At 71.3% G+C, this 18,242-nt stretch carries 15 protein-coding genes; 5 read left to right on the top strand and 10 right to left on the bottom strand.

Features of this window, described 5'->3' with window-relative positions; translation table 11 throughout:
- Window positions 1–5: 5 nt before the first annotated feature.
- From AQJ54_RS36895 to AQJ54_RS36875, 5 genes are all read right to left on the bottom strand, one after another.
- A complete protein-coding gene (locus tag AQJ54_RS36895; RefSeq protein ID WP_079070183.1) occupies window positions 6–1,355 on the bottom strand; it encodes a copper resistance CopC/CopD family protein in 1,350 nt (449 codons plus the stop codon).
- Window positions 1,352–1,984 carry a hypothetical protein gene (locus AQJ54_RS36890; RefSeq protein WP_062245174.1) on the bottom strand — a complete coding sequence of 211 codons (633 nt, stop codon included), beginning with the start codon at window positions 1,982–1,984 and terminating at the stop codon, window positions 1,352–1,354. The genes AQJ54_RS36895 and AQJ54_RS36890 overlap by 4 nt, the downstream gene beginning before the upstream one ends.
- Window positions 1,985–2,213: 229 nt before the next feature.
- Window positions 2,214–2,534: a thioredoxin domain-containing protein gene (locus AQJ54_RS45850; protein WP_062245171.1), complete on the bottom strand. Its 321-nt coding sequence runs from the start codon at window positions 2,532–2,534 to the stop codon at window positions 2,214–2,216.
- A 363-nt stretch (window positions 2,535–2,897) separates the two neighbouring features.
- Window positions 2,898–4,058, bottom strand: coding sequence for an ATP-binding protein (locus AQJ54_RS36880; RefSeq protein ID WP_062245168.1), 1,161 nt, complete (start codon window positions 4,056–4,058; stop codon window positions 2,898–2,900).
- 427 nt (window positions 4,059–4,485) lie between these two features.
- Entirely contained in the window at window positions 4,486–5,829 is a 1,344-nt protein-coding gene (locus AQJ54_RS36875) for a UDP-glucose dehydrogenase family protein (RefSeq protein WP_062245165.1), read from the bottom strand.
- A gap of 190 nt (window positions 5,830–6,019) precedes the next feature.
- Between AQJ54_RS36875 and AQJ54_RS36870 the strand changes: the two genes are divergently transcribed.
- From AQJ54_RS36870 to AQJ54_RS36860, 3 genes are all read left to right on the top strand, one after another.
- On the top strand, window positions 6,020–7,177 hold the full coding sequence (locus AQJ54_RS36870) for an acyl-CoA dehydrogenase (RefSeq protein ID WP_020137920.1): 1,158 nt from the start codon (window positions 6,020–6,022) through the stop codon (window positions 7,175–7,177).
- Window positions 7,178–7,359: 182 nt separating this feature from the next.
- Complete coding sequence (locus tag AQJ54_RS36865) at window positions 7,360–7,722, top strand: four-helix bundle copper-binding protein (RefSeq protein ID WP_062245163.1); 363 nt, start codon at window positions 7,360–7,362, stop codon at window positions 7,720–7,722.
- Between the two features lie 71 nt (window positions 7,723–7,793).
- Window positions 7,794–8,609 carry a class I SAM-dependent methyltransferase gene (locus tag AQJ54_RS36860; protein ID WP_062245158.1) on the top strand — a complete coding sequence of 272 codons (816 nt, stop codon included), beginning with the start codon at window positions 7,794–7,796 and terminating at the stop codon, window positions 8,607–8,609.
- 105 nt (window positions 8,610–8,714) lie between these two features.
- On the opposite strand, the gene AQJ54_RS36855 is transcribed toward AQJ54_RS36860, so the two are convergent.
- Complete coding sequence (locus AQJ54_RS36855) at window positions 8,715–9,986, bottom strand: LCP family protein (RefSeq protein ID WP_062245154.1); 1,272 nt, start codon at window positions 9,984–9,986, stop codon at window positions 8,715–8,717.
- A 118-nt stretch (window positions 9,987–10,104) separates the two neighbouring features.
- Here AQJ54_RS36855 and AQJ54_RS36850 point away from each other — a divergent pair, with 118 nt between their 5' ends.
- Window positions 10,105–10,683 carry an acyl-CoA thioesterase gene (locus AQJ54_RS36850; RefSeq protein ID WP_062029851.1) on the top strand — a complete coding sequence of 193 codons (579 nt, stop codon included), beginning with the start codon at window positions 10,105–10,107 and terminating at the stop codon, window positions 10,681–10,683.
- A 411-nt stretch (window positions 10,684–11,094) separates the two neighbouring features.
- On the opposite strand, the gene AQJ54_RS36845 is transcribed toward AQJ54_RS36850, so the two are convergent.
- Together AQJ54_RS36845 and AQJ54_RS36840 are read right to left on the bottom strand one after the other, a co-directional pair.
- Window positions 11,095–11,634 carry a GrpB family protein gene (locus tag AQJ54_RS36845; protein WP_248845516.1) on the bottom strand — a complete coding sequence of 180 codons (540 nt, stop codon included), beginning with the start codon at window positions 11,632–11,634 and terminating at the stop codon, window positions 11,095–11,097.
- A gap of 181 nt (window positions 11,635–11,815) precedes the next feature.
- Complete coding sequence (locus AQJ54_RS36840) at window positions 11,816–13,276, bottom strand: LCP family protein (protein WP_062029842.1); 1,461 nt, start codon at window positions 13,274–13,276, stop codon at window positions 11,816–11,818.
- 131 nt (window positions 13,277–13,407) lie between these two features.
- Between AQJ54_RS36840 and AQJ54_RS36835 the strand changes: the two genes are divergently transcribed.
- Window positions 13,408–14,436, top strand: a complete 1,029-nt coding sequence (locus AQJ54_RS36835) for a glycosyltransferase family 2 protein (RefSeq protein ID WP_062029840.1) — start codon at window positions 13,408–13,410, stop codon at window positions 14,434–14,436.
- A 52-nt stretch (window positions 14,437–14,488) separates the two neighbouring features.
- On the opposite strand, the gene AQJ54_RS36830 is transcribed toward AQJ54_RS36835, so the two are convergent.
- Together AQJ54_RS36830 and AQJ54_RS36825 are read right to left on the bottom strand one after the other, a co-directional pair.
- Window positions 14,489–16,087 (bottom strand): LCP family protein, encoded by a 1,599-nt coding sequence (locus tag AQJ54_RS36830; RefSeq protein WP_207917411.1) that lies wholly within the window; start codon window positions 16,085–16,087, stop codon window positions 14,489–14,491.
- 138 nt (window positions 16,088–16,225) lie between these two features.
- Window positions 16,226–17,986: an LCP family protein gene (locus AQJ54_RS36825; RefSeq protein WP_079070181.1), complete on the bottom strand. Its 1,761-nt coding sequence runs from the start codon at window positions 17,984–17,986 to the stop codon at window positions 16,226–16,228.
- Between the last annotated feature and the right edge of the window lie 256 nt (window positions 17,987–18,242).

The following is an 18,242-nucleotide window of genomic DNA, read 5'->3' as shown; positions in this document are numbered from 1 at the left end:
GGAGTTCAGCGGCCGGGGTCGGCCGTGACCAGCAGACTCGTCACGGCGAGCACGACGAGGACCAGCCCCGTCTCCGCCGCGACCGAGTAACCGAAGGACCGCACGGTGGCGGCGTCACCGCGCAGCAGCACGGCGAGATCGAGACGGGTGCGCACCCACTGGCGGCTCGCGTACGCGGCCACCAGGACGCCCCCGAGGACGGCCGTCTTGACTAGCAGCAGATGTCCGTACGACGTGTGCAGCAGGGCGTCGTACGACCCCACCACCTGCCAGGCGAGCACCAGCCCGGCGCCCACGATGCCGGTGACGCTCAACGCCGCGAGCCGTGCGTAGCCGGGCACCACCTCGGCCAGCTCCCCGGGTCGCCTGCGCGGCAGCACCGCCAGCGCGAGCATGGCGAGCCCGCCGATCCACAGGGCGGCCCCGAGCAGGTGCAGGAAGTCGGCGACAGCACCCCAAGTGGGCTCGCTGCCCTCGGAGTTGTGGCCCGTCATACCGGTGGTGCGCAGAAGTCCGAACGTCACCGCGAGTGCGCCCACCCGCCAGCCCGGCGAGCGCGCGGCACCCTGGAGCAGCGCGGCGAGCACCACGGCCGCGAGCACCCACATCAGCCCGCGCGCGGCGAGCACGATGCCCGGCCGGGTGCCCAGGACGTCGGCGTAGGTCGCCGGGTCGAGCGCGTCGCGCAGAGCGCCGAGGGAGGCGTACGCGCCCTGGAGCCCGACCGCCGCGACCGTCGCCAGCAGGCCGACCGTCCAGGCGAACCCCAGCAGCGCCCGGGCCCGCGGTTCGTACGCCCCGCCCGGCCACAGCAGCGCGACGAAGGCGAGCCCGCCGACGAACAGCGCCAGCGCGAGGTACCCGGCCCAGCGGACGGCCACGAGGCCCTTGCGCACCGAGGGGGAGGGCGCGGGGGCGGAGGCCTTCGCGCTGTCGGCGGAGGCGGAGGACTCCGCGCTGCCGGTCGGAGCGGAGGCCTTCGCGCTGTCGGCCGGGGCGGCTTTCGCGGCGACGGAGAAGGCGATCCGGCCGGAGGAGGCGTGTCCGTCCTCCTCGTCCACGACCGACCACACGAGCGCGAAGCTCCCGTCCGCGGGGCTGCCGAGCGCGACCCGCACGACGTTCCGGTGCGCCGTCCGGGACACCGGCAGCCGGTCCCCGTCCACGGTCAGCACCCTGACGTCGGCGACGTCGACGGCCTCGTCGAAGGTGAGGGTGAGGTGGGTGGGGGCCTTCGCGGGCGTGGCTCCGTCCTTGGGGGAGGAACTCACCAACTCAGTGTGCGCGGAGGCGGGTTGGGCCGTGCCGAGCAGGGTGCACAGGAGCAGGGCGGCGAGGAGGAGCAGGCGCCTCACGGGGTCGCCTCCGGCCGCGGGGAGGGGGTGAGGACGCCGCCGAGGAGGCTGGAGACGGGCGGGAGGCCGACGCAGGGGGAGGGCGTGGGTGAGGGGGAGGCCGAGGGCGAGGCTGAGGGGCCGGCTCCGTCCAGGAGGCCGAACACGGGCTCGGTGAGGCCGACGAGCAGCGGCTGTACGACGGTGACCTGGCCGTCCTCGCAGGTGTCCGCCGGGGTGGGGGTGGGCGTGGGGGTGGGCGCAGGGGCAGGGGTGGTGGGCGTCGGGCCGGACGCGGGGGGCGAGCTCTCGTGCCCTCCGGTGTGGCCGCCGCCCTGGTCGCCAGGGCCGGTACCGGTCACGAGCCCGCCGTCTCCGCCGCCGCCGTACCCGACGTCCGCGTAACCCCCGCCGTAGGCCGGCATTCCACCGGATCCGCCGGGGGCCTGCCCCGCCTCGGGAGAGGTGGGCGCGGTCGTCGGCGCGGTCGTCGCGGGCGCAACGGCCGGGGGTACCGCGGCCTCGGCCGCTCCGGGGGCGCCGATGCCCGACGCGTACCCCAGCACGATCACCACCGCGCCGACGAGTGCCCCGGCGACCAGTTCGTCGCGATGATCACGAGGCCAAACCGCCCTGCGGAACAAGGGCATGACTCCACTCCTGACATGCTCAGGTCAATCCGCCGGAAGAATCCGGCGGGTGACGAACAGTGGAGTGGAGAGCGGATTCCGCTTGACTACGCGTCGGTTAACCGACCGTTGCCTACCTCTCCTTTACGGGGGTATGGCCTGTGAGAACGGTCAAATCCCCACCGTACTCGAATGCAAATCGAACTCGTGTTGATGATTCCGCGGACGACGGCATATGCCGTCGTGGGCGCTAGGCCGCGGCCAGTTCGTCCAGCATTCTCCGGAGCTTGTTCGGGTCGGCTCCGAGGAGTTCGCCCTTCTTCTCTCCGTTGAAGTAGGTCTGGAAGGTGGGCATGGCCCTGATGCCGGCCTTCTCGGATACGTCGGGTACCTCGTCGACGTCGATGACCGCGAACCTGATGGTGCTGTAGTCCCACTCTGTCGAGAAGCCCTCGAATCTGGGCCTGATGAGTTTGCAGGGGCCGCACCAGACCGCCTTGAAATCGACGATGACCTTCGGTTCGGTCTGGAGCAGTGAGTCGAACTGCTCTGCGCTGGTCACGTTGATCACCGCTCGCCCGTACGTAGCAGCGGCGGGAGCCTTGGCCTGCTGCGTCGCTGCGAACGTCGCGCCCTGAGCCGCGGGCCGGGGGGCGGCCGACGATGCGCCGGCGTACGGGGCGGCAGTGAGCGTTGCACCGAGAACAACGGCGGCGGCCCGGCACAGCCGACGCCAACGTGGGGCAGCCGGCGGAAGGGTGGTGGACGCGGGCGTCCGGAGATCTGACTTCATGTCGTCAACGAGTACCGGTTCCCCTCCCGGAAGGTGAGCAAGGCCGCTGCCGAGTCACGCGGAAGGGGATCGGCGCTCGTCCCAACAGCGCAGGCGGACGGGGCTGAGACGCCTCGTGTGTGACCTCCCCTCCGGGACCCCTCACAGGAACCGGCAGACGAGGGCACCGGCCCGCTCCGGCTGTTCCGCGAACCAGGTGCCGAGACGATCCCGCACGGTCTCCGCGACGCACGGGCGCGCTGCCGGATTGCCCAGCGTGCCGCGCGTGGCACCGAGGAACTCGGGCCGGTCCAGCTTGACCGACACGACCGCCGTCAGGCCCTGGCAGATCCGGTCCGCGCTCGGATCGGGGTCGGCCGCCGTCAGCAACCGCCGCTCAAGCGCGTACGCGTTGACCGCCGCGGCCAGCCCGTCCCGGAAGCCCAGCAGATGGGTGCTGCCCTCAGGGGTGGGCACCCCGTTGGCGAAGCCCCGGACCCGCTCCCCACGGAAGTCGGACCAGCGCAGGGCCACGTCCACCGCCGCCTCCGGAGCGTCCCGCTCGAAGGCGATGACGTCCGGATGGACAGCCGTCCCGGCGGTCCCGGCCCTCCCCGCCTCCGCGTCCAGGAAGGCGACGAACTCCCTTACCCCGCCCGGGAATCGGAACCGCACTGAGCGCGGCTCCCCCGGAGGGCGTTCGTCGGTCAGCGAGACGTCCAGATCCCGGTAGAGGAAGGCCAGTTCCCTGAAGCGCTCCACGAAGACGCCGAAGACGAACTCCGTCGTCTCGAAGATGCCGGCGTCGGGCCGGAAGGTGACCGTGGTTCCGCTGCCGCTCGCCGGGCCCACGGCGACGGGCGGGGCGAGCGCGGCCCCGTGGGCGTACTCCTGGACCCAGCGCGTCCCGTCCCGCCGCACCTCGGCCGTCAGACGACTCGACAGGGCGTTGGTGACGCAGGGGCCCACGCCGACGAGCCCGGACGTCAGGCCGTGCCGCCCGCTGGTGTCCGGGCCGGTGAAGGGGCGCGTCAGCAGGGTCTCCAGACCGGGACCGCCGGTGTGCCCGGCCGCCTCGACGGGGACGCCCGGTCCGTCGTCGTCGACCCGCACTCCGCCGTCGGACAGGAAGGTGATGCCGACGCGGGTGGCCGAACCGGTCAGGACCTCGTTCACCGCCCGGTCGGCCACCTCGAACACCGTCTGCCGCAGACCGCGTTCGCCGGTCGAGCCGACATACATCCCCGGCCGTTTCCGGATGGCGTGCCGCCCCTCCAGGACCTCGATGCGACTGGCGTCGTACTCGATGGCTTCCTCGCCCATGGGCTCTCCCGCGATGCCGTCCGACAGACCTCGTCAGCCTAGGGGAATTCCAGGAAAACGCCAGGTCAGGGCGGGTGCACCGAGGGCGTGGACGGCCGGGTGGGGACCCACCGGGAGCCGGTCGGCCATGAGCTGCGGGAACCCCACCGCAAGGCCTCCAGGCCCCGGTCCTGGCCGCACTCGGCCCAATTCCCGGCGCACCCTGGGCTGTTGATTCACGGCATCGCAGCGGCAGGCGTTCCGGTGCCCACGACCTTCCGGCGCCACGGCATCCGACCATCGCCCCGGGGGCCGACGAGACCAGTACGGAGACTGCCGTAGCGGTAGAGGTAGCGGTAGCGGTAGTGGCAGTCCGTAGCCGTAGCGGCAGCCGTAGCGGCAGCCGTAGCCGCAGCCGTAGCGGCAGCCGCATCGCCCCCGCCCCCGCTCAGGCCGTAGGCCGCCCCATCGCTCGGTACGTCCAGCCCGCCTTGCGCCACAGGGCCGGGTCCAGGGCGTTGCGGCCGTCCAGGACGGTCTTCGATGCCGCGACCTCGCCCAGGGCCGCCGGGTCCAGTTCGCGGAACTCCCGCCACTCCGTGAGGTGCAGGACGACGTCGGCGCCGCGGACCGCGTCCACGGCCGTGTCGGCGTAGCCGAGGGTCGGGAAGAGGCGGCGGGCGTTGGCCATGCCCTTCGGGTCGTAGACCGTGACCTGGCCGCCCTGGAGGTGGATCTGGCCGGCCACGTTCAGCGCGGGGGAGTCGCGCACGTCGTCCGAGTCCGGCTTGAAGGTGGCGCCGAGCACCGCGACCCGCTTGCCGAGGAACGGCCCGCCGCCCAGTATCTGCCGGGCCAGCTCCACCATCTGCCCGCGCTGGCGCATGTTGATCGAGTCGATCTCACGCAGGAAGGTCAGCGCCTGGTCGGCCCCGAGCTCACCGGCACGGGCCATGAAGGCACGGATGTCCTTGGGCAGACAGCCGCCGCCGAAGCCGATGCCGGCCCGCAGGAACTTCTTCCCGATCCGGTCGTCGTACCCGATCGCCTCGGCCAGCTTGGCGACATCGCCGCCGGAGGCCTCGCACATCTCCGCCATCGCGTTGATGAAGGAGATCTTCGTCGCCAGGAAGGAGTTCGCCGACGTCTTCACCAGCTCGGCGGTCGGGAAGTCCGTCACCACGAACGGCGTGTTCTCGGCCAGCGGCGTGGCGTACACCTCGCGCAGCAGCTTCTCCGCGCGCTCGCTGCGCACGCCGACCACGATCCGGTCCGGGTGCAGCGTGTCGTTCACCGCGAAGCCCTCCCGCAGGAACTCCGGGTTCCAGGCCAGCTCGGCGTCCGCGCCCGCGGGGGAGTGGTCGGCCAGATAGCGGGCCAGCCGGTCGGCCGAACCGACCGGCACCGTCGACTTGCCGACCACCAGGGCCGGGCGGGTCAGGTGCGGGGCGAGGGAGGCGATCGCGGAGTCGACGTACGACATGTCACAGGCGTATTCGCCGTGCCGCTGAGGCGTGTTCACACAGACGAAGTGCACGTCACCGAAGGCGCCGACCTCCTCCCAGGACATGGTGAAGCGGAGCCGCCCCGTGGAGCCCTCGATCCCGGCGACATGCTTGCGCAGCAGGTCCTCCAGACCGGGCTCGAACATCGGGACCTCGCCCCGCTGGAGCATCTCGATCTTCTCGGGCACCACGTCGAGCCCCAACACCTCGAACCCGAGTTCGGCCATGGCCGCGGCGTGCGTCGCGCCGAGGTAGCCGGTGCCGATCACGGTGATCTTGAGGCTCATGGGGTCTCCAGGGAGGGCTGCGGTCGTGCGGTGCCCGAGCATAGTCGGGCCCTGTACCGGGCATTTTTCCCCCTGCCCGTCCACCCTGTCGCCAAGCTCACGTATCACTCCCGTGGGCGGGCCCCTAAAATTTGAGTTACTTAACGGTAATTAGCACAGGCATCGCAGCGTCCTTGGAGCGTGAGAGACCTTGGCCGGATCGGCTGACTTCGACCTGTACCGCCCGTCCGAGGAGCACGACATGCTCCGGGACGCCATCCGCTCGCTGGCGGAGGCGAAGATCGCGCCCCACGCCGCCGCGGTCGACGAGGAGGCCCGCTTCCCGCGCGAGGCCCTCGAGGCACTGGTCGCGAACGACCTGCACGCCGTGCACGTCCCCGAGGAGTACGGCGGCGCCGGCGCCGACGCCCTGGCCACCGTCATCGTGATCGAGGAGGTCGCCCGCGTCTGCGTCAGCTCCTCCCTGATCCCCGCGGTGAACAAGCTGGGCTCGCTCCCGGTGATCCTCTCCGGCTCGGAGGAGCTCAAGAAGAAGTACATGGCCCCGCTCGCCAAGGGCGAGGCGATGTTCTCCTACGCCCTCTCCGAGCCCGACGCCGGCTCCGACGCGGCCGGCATGAAGACCAAGGCCGTCCGCGACGGCGACCACTGGATCCTCAACGGCGTCAAGCGCTGGATCACCAACGCCGGCGAGTCCGAGTACTACACGGTGATGGCCGTCACCGACCCCACCAAGCGCTCCAAGGGCATCTCGGCCTTCGTGGTCGAGAAGTCCGACGAGGGCGTCTCCTTCGGCGCCCCGGAGAAGAAGCTCGGCATCAAGGGCTCGCCCACCCGTGAGGTCTACCTGGACAACGTCCGCATCCCCGCCGACCGCATGATCGGCGAGGAGGGCACCGGCTTCGCCACCGCCATGAAGACCCTGGACCACACCCGCATCACCATCGCGGCCCAGGCCCTCGGCGTCGCCCAGGGCGCCCTCGACTACGCCAAGGGCTACGTCCAGGAGCGCAAGCAGTTCGGCAAGGCCATCGCCGACTTCCAGGGCATCCAGTTCATGCTCGCCGACATGGCCATGAAGATCGAGGCGGCCCGCGCCCTGACCTACCAGGCCGCGGCCGCCTCGGAGCGCGGCGACAAGAACCTCACCTTCCAGGGCGCGGCGGCGAAGTGCTTCGCCTCCGACGTGGCCATGGAGGTCACCACGGACGCGGTCCAGCTGCTCGGCGGGTACGGGTACACGCGGGACTACCCGGTGGAGCGGATGATGCGCGACGCCAAAATCACACAGATCTACGAGGGCACCAACCAGGTCCAGCGGATCGTCATGGCCCGCAACCTGCCGTAGCCGCCCGCCCGTTGCGGTGACGACTGAGCCCCCGGAGGTGTTCCGGGGGCTTTTGTCATGTCGTGGGGTGGGGCATTTCGGGGCGGATTGATGACGTCCGCCCGATGGCGTCCGGCGTGGCAGGGGCGTAGGACGGAAGGACACGGGGCCCGCCCCGGGCTCCCGCGTCCCCAGGAGGAGCCATGACCCAGGCCGAGAGCATGTCCGCGATGAGCAAGGAGATGCAGGACTGCGTGGCGGCGTGCATGGAGTGCCACAGCGTCTGCGAGGAGACCATGAGCGCCTGCATGCAGAGGGGTGGCCAGGCCCAGATGCAGATCATGCGCGCGCTCATGGACTGCGCCGACATGACCCGCATGTGCGCGGACATGATGATGCGCCGCTCGTCCATGTCGGCGGAGATGTGCGCGATGTGTGCCAAGGCGTGCGAGACGTGCGCCGAGGCGTGTATGTCCATGCCGGACGATCCCCAGCTGATGCGGTGCGCGCAGGCGTGTCGCCGCTGCGTGGAGACCTGTCGGGCCATGGCGGGCATGACGATGTGACGTCGGTCGCCCAGGGTCGGAGGTGCCCCCCCGTCGGGTGCCTCCGACCCCGTCTGCGGCAGGCTGGCGCCATGACGAGTGCGACAGAGGCCTTCGACGCGGCCGAGCGGACGATGTGGTCGGGGCGGTCGGAGGCGTACGCGGGCAGCTTCGCGCGGCTGTGCGCGCACCCGGTTCCCGCCCTGCTGGACGCGGCCGGGATCGGGGCGGGCACACGTGTGCTGGACGTCGGCACCGGCACCGGTACGGCGGCGCTGGCCGCGGTGGCGCGCGGGGCACGGGTGAGCGCGGTGGACGCCGACGCGGGGATGGTCGCGGCGGCCCGCACCGCCGGAGTCGACGCACGGATCGGCGTACTGCCCGAACTCCCTTACCCGGATGCCGAGTTCGACGCCGTCGTCGGCAACTTCGTGCTCAACCACGTCGGCCGCCCCCGCACCGCGCTGGCGGAGCTGCGGAGAGTTTTGCGTCCGGGTGGCAGCGCGGCCCTGACCATCTGGGCCGGCGGCCGCCAGAGCGGGATGGAGCTGCTCGGGCGGGCCTGCGAGGCCGCGGGGGCGGTGCCGCCGGACCACCTGCCCCGCCTCGCCCCGGACGAGGACTTCGGCCGTACGGCGGAGGGGTTCGCGGCGCTGCTCGCGGAGGCCGGCCTCGTCGACGCGCGGTGCGCGGAGGTGGTGTGGGAGCACCGTCCCACCGCCGAGGAGTGGTGGAGCGGGGCCGCCGCGGGCATCGGCACCATCGGGCTGGTCGTCACCTCGCAGAGCCCCGGGACCGTCGTACGGATCAGGCGCGAGTACGACCGTCTCGCGGCCGAACTCGCCGACGGGGAGGGCCGGTTGGTGCTGCCGCACACCGCGCCGCTGGGCTCGGCCCGGCGGGCGTAGGGCGGACACGGCGAAGGACGGACGCGGCGAAGGACGGACGCGGCGAAGGGCGGACACGGCGAAGGGCCGGTCCGCCTGACCGGCCCTTCGCTGTGTCTGTCGCGGTCAGTTGCCCGTGACCGTGACCTTCTCGTCGTTGTTCAGCTCCTGGACCAGCTGCTTCACCTTCGCCTTGTCCCAGACGAGGTTGCCGCCGGTGGACCCGGAGATCGGCATGTTCAGCGAGGTGCCGTCGCCGCCGTTGACGCCCTTCATCGCGAAGAACATCGAGCCCAGGTCGTACAGGCCCATGTCCTTGTCGACGATGAGCGAGTCCAGGCCCGCGCCGAGCGTCGGGTAGAGCTTGAACGGGTTGAGGACCGTGCCCGGGGTGGCCACCTGGTGGGCGAGGGCCGCGAGGAACTTCTGCTGGTTCTTGGTCCGCTGGAGGTCGGACGCGGCGAAGGCGTGCCGGGTGCGGACGAAGGCGAGCGCCTGGTCGCCGTTCAGCGTCTGCTTGCCCGCCTTGAAGTCGGCGCCGGAGTACTTGTCCTTGAACCCCTTGTCGATGTCGATCTCGACACCGCCGACCGCGTCCACGATGCTCGCGAAGCCGGCGAAGCCGATCTCGACGTAGTGGTCGATGCGCAGCCCGGTGTTGAACTCCACCGTGCGCACCAGCAGTTCGGGGCCGTCCTCGGCGTACGCGGCGTTCAGCTTCACGTGCCGGCCGGTGCCCTTGTACGTCTTGCCGGACTCGGAGCCGACGAAGGTCGGGATCTCCACGTCCGAGTCACGCGGCAGCGAGATCAGCGTGTCGCCGTTGCTGCCGGTGTGCAGGATCATCATCGAGTCGGTGCGCTTGCCCTCGGCGGAGCCGGTGTGCAGCTGCTTCTTCTGCGCGGAGGAGAGCCCGGCGCGGCTGTCGGAGCCGACGATCAGGTAGTTGGTGCCGTCGCCCTGTTCCGGCCGGTCGATGACCTTGGACAGGTCGACCTCGCGGTTGAGCTTGGAGTCGGCCCAGAAGTAGGTGCCGACGGTCGTCACGACCAGCCCGGTGATCACCACGATCGCGGTCCACTTGATCCGCTTGCGCCAGTTCGGCGCGGGACGCGGACCCCGGCCGCCCACCGGGTCACCGGGACCGCCGTGGCCGGCGCCGCCGGGGCTGCCGTACACCTGGCCGGTGTTGTAGCCGCTGTCGTACCCGTCGTAGTCACCGTGGCCCTGGCCGTTGACGTACCCCTGTTGTTGGGGCACGCCGGCGTTGTACGGCGGCGCCTGGCCGCGGCGCACCTGGCGCATCACGCGGGCGCTCTCGGGCTGTGCGCTCGCGCTGCCGCGTCCGTACCGGTCGCCGCGGTTGTCGCCGGACCATCCCTCGGGCCAATCGTTCATGGGCCCCAGTGTGCCGGTACCCGCCGGGCCCTATACAAGGGCCGTCGGAAAATCAGGTCACCGCTGTTGCCAAGCTGACACAAATTCCCGAATTGTCATCACGGCATAGGGTGGGGCCATGACAGACCAGGCCACCGCCGCCGTCGGACCGGAGTCTCCGGAGTCCCCGGAGCCTCCGGAGATCCCGGGCAAGCCCACCTCGGCTTCTCGCACCACGCTGAGCCACATCATGACCCAGGCCGACACCAACCTCCTCGGTACGGTGCACGGCGGCGTGATCATGAAACTGGTGGACGACGCGGCGGGCGCGGTGGCCGGCCGGCACAGCGGCGGACCCGCGGTCACCGCCTCCATGGACGAGATGGCGTTCCTGGAGCCGGTCCGGGTCGGCGACCTCGTCCATGTGAAGGCCCAGGTCAACTGGACCGGCCGGACCTCGATGGAGGTCGGAGTGCGGGTCCTCGCCGAGCGCTGGAACGAGTCGACCCCGGCCACCCAGGTCGGCTCGGCCTACCTGGTCTTCGCGGCCGTGGACGCCGACGGCAGGCCCCGCCGGGTCCCTCCGGTCCTCCCGGAGACGGAGCGCGACGAGCGCCGCTACCAGGAGGCCCAGATCCGCCGCACGCACCGCCTCGCGAGGCGCCGCGCGATCAAGGAACTGCGCGAGAAGCGGGCGGCGGAGGGCTTCGACGACTGAGCACACGACCGGCCCCGGGCCGCCACACGGACTCCGGCGGCCACCCCCGCTCCCGGACGGCCCGCCCCGGCAACGCCCGCGCTCAGCCCTTCTCCCGCACGGGCCCGGGGGCAGCCTCCGGCTCGACCTGGGAGCTCCCGCGCTCGGCCTCACTCCGATACGGGCCCTGGTGGCGACCGCCGCTCCCGGACGGCCCGCCCCGGGAACGCCCGCGGTCAGCCCCTTCTCCCGCACCGGCCCGGTGGCAGCCCCCCGCTCGACCTGGGAGCCGCCCCTGCGCTCAGCCCCTCTCCCATGCGGCCGGGGCGGGAACCCCCAGTCGCCTGGGAGCTCCCGGGCTCAGCTCCTCTCCGATACGGGCCCCGGCGGCGACCCCCGCTCCCGGACGGCCCGCCCCGGGAACGCCCACGCTCAGCCCTTCTCCCACACAGGCTCCGGTGGCAGCCCTCGCTCTGCCCGGGCCCGGTCCGTGAGTTCCTGCACGAGGGGCGTCTTCGCCGCCGCGTACCCGCCTGGTGCCGTCCTGGAGGCGACGATCGCCCGCTTGAGGGCCGCGTACCGGTCGGCCTCCTCCGGGCGGGCGCGCAGGTAGTCGCGGAGCAGCCGTTGGTTGCGGTGCGGCCAGCTTTCCCGTGACACCACGTGCAGGACGTGACTGCGGATGCCGTCGGGGGCGCGGACGTACAGCAGCCGGTCGGTCATCCCGTTGACGTGGGGGTGGAAGCCGAGACCCGCCAGCGCGTCCTCGTGGGGCCGGGTGTGCGAGAGGTCACGGACGGCGGCCATCAGATCGATGACGGGCTTGGCGGCCAGCCCCGGAACGGCCGTGGACCCGATGTGCTCGATCTCCACGAACAGCCCGGGAGCCGCCCCGCGCAGGGCGTCGATCGCGGCGGCGGCCCGGCGGGGCCAGTCGGGGTCGTAGTCGGCGATACGGAAGTCGGCGGACACCAGCCCATCCTGCGCCGCCTGACCAACCTCGGGTCCCCGGATCAACCTCGGGTCCCCGGATCAACCTCGGGTCCCCGGATCAACCCCCGGTCCCGGATCACCCTTGATGCACCCCGGACCACCCTCAGGGCACACCGGGTCACCCGCATTCCGTTACCAACGCCCCCGGCCGGTGCCTCCCCTAAACACACCCCACCTCATCCCCCGTGACCACCCCGAACTCCCCCTGCAACTCGTCCTCGGCCCGAACCTTCCGTACGCGCTCGAAGTCCGTCCCCGCGACCACCTTCAGCACGGCCCCCTGCCCGGGCACCGCCCGCAGTTCGCTGCCGGGCAGGGCCGCGGCCAGGGAGCGGGCCGAGCGGTCCCAGCGGGGGTCGTAGGTGATCAGGGTGCGCTTCGTGGTGGGGGTGGCCGAGTTCGTCGGGGTGCCCGTCGTGCGGAAACCCGTGGCCGCCAGCGCCGCGTCGACCCGCTGGCCGAGTCCCGTCCTCGCCGTGCCGTTCTCGACCTGGACGCGGATCTGCTGCGGGGAGACCGGGACCAGCAGCGCCTTGCTGCGCGGCTTGTGCGCGGCGAGCGGCTGGTCCTCGCGCAGGGCCTTGAAGAGCTGCGCCGACTTCGCGGGGTCCCACTTCAGCGTCGAGCCGACGCCCTTGACGAGGTATCCCATCTGGCCGATCGGCACGGTCGTGAACTCCGAGGAGGACGGGGAGAAGTTCCGCATCGCCCGGCCCAGGTCGAGCAGTTCGTCCGTGCCGAAGCCCTTGTCGGCGCGCACGGAGCCGAGGACGGCCCGGGTCACGTCACGGAACCTCATCGGGTTCAGCAGGATCCCGGAGGACGTCGCCCGGTCGATCAGCGCCGCGAGGAAGCGTTGCTGGCGTTTCATCCGGCCGAGGTCGGAGGAGCCGTCGGCGTGCCGGGAGCGGACGTACTGGAGTGCCTCGCCGCCCATCAGCCGGTGCCGGCCGGGTGCCAGGTCGAGGCCGGTGTAGGCGTCCTTCAGCGGGTCGGCGTTGCAGATCTCGACGCCGCCGAGGACGTCCACCGTCTTCATGAAGCTGGTGAAGTCGACCTCCAGGTAGTGGTCGATCTTCACGTGGGTCATGGACTCCACGGTCCGGACCGTGAGCTGGGGCCCGCCCTCCGCGTACGCCGCGTTGATCTTGATGGGATGCCCCTGGTGGCGTTCCCCGGTGGTGGCGTCGACGTGCGAGGGCGTCATCGCGTACGAGTCGCGCGGCAGGCTCACCACGCTCGCCCGCTCCCGGTCCTCCGAGATGTGCACGATCATGATGGTGTCGGTGCAGTGGCAGGGCGCGCCGCCCAGCCGGTACTTCTGCCGCTCCTCCTCGGTGATCTTGTCGCGGCCGTCGGTGCCGACCAGGAGCACGTTCATGCCGTGTCCGGCGCGGGGCCGGTTCTTCATGTCCTTGAAGGGGTCCACGCGTGCGATGTCCGCGTCGAGACTGGTCATCACCGCGTGCCCGATGCCGGCGGAGGCGAGCACGACGACGGAGAGCGTGGTCGCCGCCCGCAGGGCCCAGCGCGGTCGCTTGCGGCGTACCGGGGGCCGCGCGGGGCGGCGCTGCGGGGGGCGAGGGCGGGCGGCGGAGGGGCGGGGCGGCGTGGTGGGCATGCGGGAACACCTCCGCGAGGGCAGCCGAACGAGGGATCGTGAGCACCGTAGGCCGATACGATCTGCGACGAGGGGCACCGCCCCGGGCGGGGCGCATCGGTGTCCCCCGTTCGCGGTAACGTGAGCCCCCTATGAACGCCAAGCCCGACGTGCGACTCCCCGCCGTTTCTGTGATCATGCCCGTCCTCAACGAGGAGCGGCATCTGCGCGGAGCCGTCCAAGCGATCCTCGCGCAGGAGTACGCCGGCGAGATGGAGGTCGTGATCGCCCTGGGTCCGTCCACGGACCGCACGGACGAGATCGCGGCCCAGCTCGTGGCGGACGACCCGCGCGTGCACACCGTCCCGAACCCGACCGGCCGCACGCCGGCCGCCCTCAACGCCGCGATCAAGGCCTCCCGGCACCCGATCGTGGTCCGCGTCGACGGGCACGGCATGCTCTCGCCGAACTACATCGCGACCGCGGTACGGCTCCTGGAGGAGACCGGCGCGCAGAACGTCGGCGGCATCATGCACGCCGAGGGCGAGAACGACTGGGAGCGCGCGGTCGCCGCCGCGATGACCTCGAAGATCGGCGTCGGCAACGCGGCCTTCCACACGGGCGGCGAGGCACAGGCCGCCGAGACCGTGTACCTCGGGGTGTTCCGGCGCGAGGCGCTGGAGCAACAGGGCGGCTACAACGAGGAGTTCATCCGCGCGCAGGACTGGGAGCTCAACTTCCGGATCCGCGAGGCGGGCGGGCTGATCTGGTTCTCGCCCGAGCTCAGGGTGTCGTACCGCCCGAGGCCGTCGGTGAAGGCCCTCGCCAAGCAGTACAAGGACTACGGCCGCTGGCGGCACGTCGTCGCCCGCTACCACGAGGGCTCCATCAACCTGCGCTACCTCGCCCCGCCGACCGCGGTGTGCGCGATCGCGGCCGGGATCGTGGTGGGCGCCGCGCTGACCCCGCTCGGTTTCGTGATCCCGGGCGGCTACCTCGCGGCGATCGTCCTCGGCTCGCTGCCCGCGGGCAGGGGGCTGCCGCTGAAGGCGCGGCTCCAGATCCCCGTGGCCCTCGCCACCATGCACATGTGCTGGGGGTACGGCTTCCTGACGAGCCCGCGGTCGCTCGCCCGGCGGGTCATCGCCTCCCGACGACCCGCCGTGCTGAACGAGGTCTGAACCTCACCTGCTGCCCCCGGGGTTCACCTCACCTGCTGACCCCGGGGGCACCTCACCAGGTGAACCCGGGGTTCACGTGCATGCAGGCCGACTCGTCCGCCCCGTTGAGGGCCTCCGCCGTCTTCGGGGTGGTGTCGTCCTGCTCGGGTGCCTTGTACGTCGTCCCCTCGCGCCAGTCCGCGCCGACGACGAGCGTGACCCCGGAGACGTCGGTGGACTTCTTCACCGAACTCATCGGGATTCCCAGGGACTTGGCGACCGCCCGGGCGTCGCCCTCCAGCTCGGCGCTCGGGTAGCGCACCAGTGTCCGCGCCTCGCTGAGGGAGGCGGACCGGTCGGAGGACGCCTTGGTGTAGCCCTTCCCGGTCAGCAGCCCGGCCACCGTGCTCGCGCGTCCGCTCGCCGCGGCCAGGGTGCTGGTGCGGGTGCCGTTCTGGACGAGGATCCCGATCTCGTCCTTCGCGGCGGCCGGGTCGGCCGAGGTCTCCTCGGACTTCTCCGCGGTCGCCTTCTTCGCGTCCTTGCCGTCCAGCGCGATGTCCTCGCGCACCAGCCGGAACAGCTGCTCGGCGTCCTCGGTGGGCTCCACGCGCGCACCGACGTACCGGTTCGGCATGGTCGTCATGGTGATCCGCGCGGGCTCCACCTTGCGCAGCTCGTTGCTGAGGTCGTAGAGCTGCTTGACGCCGGCGAGGTCCGGGTCGACGGTGATCGCCTCGGTGGCCTTGTCGGCGAGCTTGCGCAGCTTGTTGGGGCTGCTCAGGGTCGCGTTCTCGCGCAGCTGGCGGACCATCGAGTTCATGTACATGTGCTGGGCCTTGGCGCGGGCGAGGTCGCTGCCGTCCTCGAAGCCGTAGCGGGTGCGCAGCCACTGGAGGGCCTGCACGCCCTTGACGGGGTGGGTGCCCTTCCGCAGCTTCAGTCCGGAGCCGTGGCCCTGGCTGTCCCGGGACAGGATGTTGGCGTCCACGCAGACCGGGACACCGCCGATGGCGTCGGCCATGGACACCACACCGGAGAAGTCGACCATCATGAAGTGGTCGATGTGGATGCCGGTGAGCTCCTGCCAGGTGGCCACCGTGCAGCCGGGCCCGCCGTGGCCGAGGCTCTGGTTGGTCATCACCCGGCCCTCGCTCGCCGCGTACACCTTGCCGTCGTCGGGGTCCGTGCACTTGGGGATCTTCACGAGGGTGTCGCGGGGCATGCTGACGACCGACATGTTGCTGCGGTCGGCGGACACGTGCAGCAGCATCTGCACATCGGCGAGGGGAGTGGAGCCGAAGGTCTCCCGGGCGCCGCCGAGTTTCTGGTTCTCCTCGTTGTCCCGCGCGTCGGAGCCGATGACCAGGATGTTCAGCGGGGTCTGGCCGGCGGCGTTCGGCGTCGGTCCGGCGACCTTGTTGTCCCCGAGGTTCAGATCGTCGTGCTGGATCTGGGAGTTGAGGTGCCGGTAGTACACGTAGCCGGTCCCGGCCACGGCGAGTATCAGCACCGAGAGCGTGGTCGCGGACCATCTGAGCAGCCGGTGCTTGCGCGGCGCCCGACGGCTGCCCGCCCAGCCCTCCGCCTCGGTCGCCGGCGCCGATTCCTGCACGCTGTATTGCGTTGTCAACGTTCCTGTCCTCCCACCCACCCCACCGGACCCGCACATCACACCGCGGGCCCGCCGCACGTCCTTAGACATACGACGGGCCCGTGAGGTTGCCCTACGAACCTGTGCGGGACCTGGGAACCGTCAGACCTGTGCGGGCTCTGGGCGCCCGCGGACCTGTGCCGGACCCGGGAACCCTCAGCTCGCGCACTGCACCTTGTCGGCGGTGGACCTGCCCGCCACGTTCGCCGGGGCGGTCGTGGCCGCGTTCAGCTTCACCCCGGCGCCCTTGAAGTCCTTGCCCAGGGTGAGGGTCATGGCCGGCAGACCCTGGGCGTTGGTGACGCTCTTGCCGGGCTTCAGCGCCGCGCCGGACAGGCCCATGATGTCCGCGAGCCGGCGGGCCTGGTCGGCCTGGTCCGGGTCGTACTCCAGGGTCGTCTTCGCGAGCGGCGCCTCGGCGTTGCCCGCGTTGTCGGACTTGGTCACGCCCGCCTCGGTCTGGAGGTAGGCGAGCTGCTGCTGGGCGCTTCCGGCCGGCGCGCCGCCGTTGAGGATGCTGACCCGGACGTCGGAGGCGGCCGACTTCGTGCCCTTGAGCCGGGCGGCGATCTCCGCCTTCTCCTTCTTCTGCTCCGTCTTGACCTCGGTGAACGAGACGTCGTTCTTGATGGCCTCGAAGATCGCGGGGGCCTGCGACTCGTCGACGACGACCGTCGCCTTGACTGTCTCGGCGGGGTTGTCCTTCACCGGGACCGTCATGAAGCTGATGTTCTTCGTCGGCACCTTCTTCAGCTCCAGGGCGATGTCCTTGAGCGTGCCGACGTTGCCGATCGCCTTGTCCACGGTGAGCGCCTCCGTCGCGGCCTCCGCCAGCTTCAGCAGCTTGCGCGGGCTGGTGAGGGTGTCGCCGGAGGTCATCTTCCGCATCAGCGAGCCGAGGAACTGCTGCTGCACCTTGATCCGGTCCAGGTCGCCGGAGTTGCCGAAGGCGTGCCGGGTGCGCACGAAGGCGAGGGCCCGCTCGCCCTCCACCTTCGACTCGCCGGCCGGCAGTTTCAGCTTCGACTGCTTGTCGTCGACGGCCTTCTCCACGCAGACGTCGACCCCGTCCACGGCCGACGTGAGGGTCTTCACCGCGTTGAAGTCGGCCATCACGAAGTGGTCGGGCTTGATGCCGGTGGCCGCCTCGACGGTACGCATCGTGCAGCCCGCGTCCCGGCCGCGCTCGCCGAGGCTCCGGTTGAAGCGGACGCCGTCCTGTCCCGCGACGACCGCGTCGGACCCGTCCTCCTGCTTGGTCTGGCAGTCCGGGATGTCGACGATCAGGTCACGCGGGATGCTGAGCGCGGTCGCGTTCGAACGGTCCTTGGCGACGTGCAGCAGGATGTTGGTGTCGGCGTGGCCGACGCTGCCCTTGTCGCCGTAGCCCTCGTTGCCCTCGCCGGTGCGCTTGTCGGTGCCGATGACGAGGATGTTGAAGGCCTCGTCCTTGCTGAAGCTGCTCGCGGCCGCGTCGCCGACGTCCGTCGTGCCGACGTTGCCTTCGAGGTGCTTCAGATAGAACCAGCCCGTGGTGGCACCGGCGACCAGGACGAACGCCATGGTGCCGCCGGTCCACAGCAGCGCCTTCTTCGCGTTCGACTTCTTCTTGACCGGCCGGCGTCCGCGCCGCCCCGGCAGCGGCTCCTCGGGGGCGTCCCGCCGTCTGCGCGGCGGCGGGACGTCGCGGCCGGGGGCCACGGGCGCGGTCGTACGGCTGCCGGGGACGCCGTTTCCTGCGGTCGTACGGCCGCCGGGAGCGCCGTTTCGCACGGGGGCTGCTCTACGGGGTCCGGGCACGGGCGACTGCGGTGCCGCGGGAGCCAGCCGCAGTTCGTATTCGCCGGTGGCCGGATTGAGCACCCACTGGTCTGCGGGATCGACGTCGTTCGCCCGCCCATGGCCTTGCGCGTCCACGTTGGTCCGAATCCTCCGTCAGGGCCACGCGACACCTCCCCCCGGAAGGCGCACGGTTCGGTCGACACAGTGCTCGATCCCAGGACAGGTCTCATGGCCGGGGATCACTGGATCGCTCACACTAGCCGCCCGTTCGGGCGTCGAGCCAAGCAGCGAGGGATTCCTCGGCCCCACAAGCGGTCAATCCACCCCATTTCCTCGGCAGGGGGTCCGGCGTCCTGGTGTGCGAGTGGTTCCTGCCCAAGGAGTACGTACG

The sequence above is a fragment of the Streptomyces griseorubiginosus genome (assembly GCF_001514195.1).
Lineage (GTDB): Bacteria > Actinomycetota > Actinomycetes > Streptomycetales > Streptomycetaceae > Streptomyces > Streptomyces griseorubiginosus.
Note: the sequence above shows the minus strand (reverse complement) of the source record. Positions and strands in the feature narration are given on the sequence as shown.

Excerpts from the sequence above, each read along its gene's own strand:
- AQJ54_RS36890 (WP_062245174.1), bottom strand. The coding sequence starts at position 1,984 with ATGCCCTTGTTCCGCAGGGCGGTTTGGCCTCGTGATCATCGCGACGAA.
- AQJ54_RS36880 (WP_062245168.1), bottom strand. The coding sequence starts at position 4,058 with ATGGGCGAGGAAGCCATCGAGTACGACGCCAGTCGCATCGAGGTCCTG.
- AQJ54_RS36875 (WP_062245165.1), bottom strand. The coding sequence starts at position 5,829 with ATGAGCCTCAAGATCACCGTGATCGGCACCGGCTACCTCGGCGCGACG.
- AQJ54_RS36865 (WP_062245163.1), top strand. The coding sequence starts at position 7,360 with ATGACCCAGGCCGAGAGCATGTCCGCGATGAGCAAGGAGATGCAGGAC.
- AQJ54_RS36860 (WP_062245158.1), top strand. The coding sequence starts at position 7,794 with ATGACGAGTGCGACAGAGGCCTTCGACGCGGCCGAGCGGACGATGTGG.
- AQJ54_RS36855 (WP_062245154.1), bottom strand. The coding sequence starts at position 9,986 with ATGAACGATTGGCCCGAGGGATGGTCCGGCGACAACCGCGGCGACCGG.
- AQJ54_RS36850 (WP_062029851.1), top strand. The coding sequence starts at position 10,105 with ATGACAGACCAGGCCACCGCCGCCGTCGGACCGGAGTCTCCGGAGTCC.
- AQJ54_RS36840 (WP_062029842.1), bottom strand. The coding sequence starts at position 13,276 with ATGCCCACCACGCCGCCCCGCCCCTCCGCCGCCCGCCCTCGCCCCCCG.
- AQJ54_RS36835 (WP_062029840.1), top strand. The coding sequence starts at position 13,408 with ATGAACGCCAAGCCCGACGTGCGACTCCCCGCCGTTTCTGTGATCATG.
- AQJ54_RS36830 (WP_207917411.1), bottom strand. The coding sequence starts at position 16,087 with ATGTGCGGGTCCGGTGGGGTGGGTGGGAGGACAGGAACGTTGACAACG.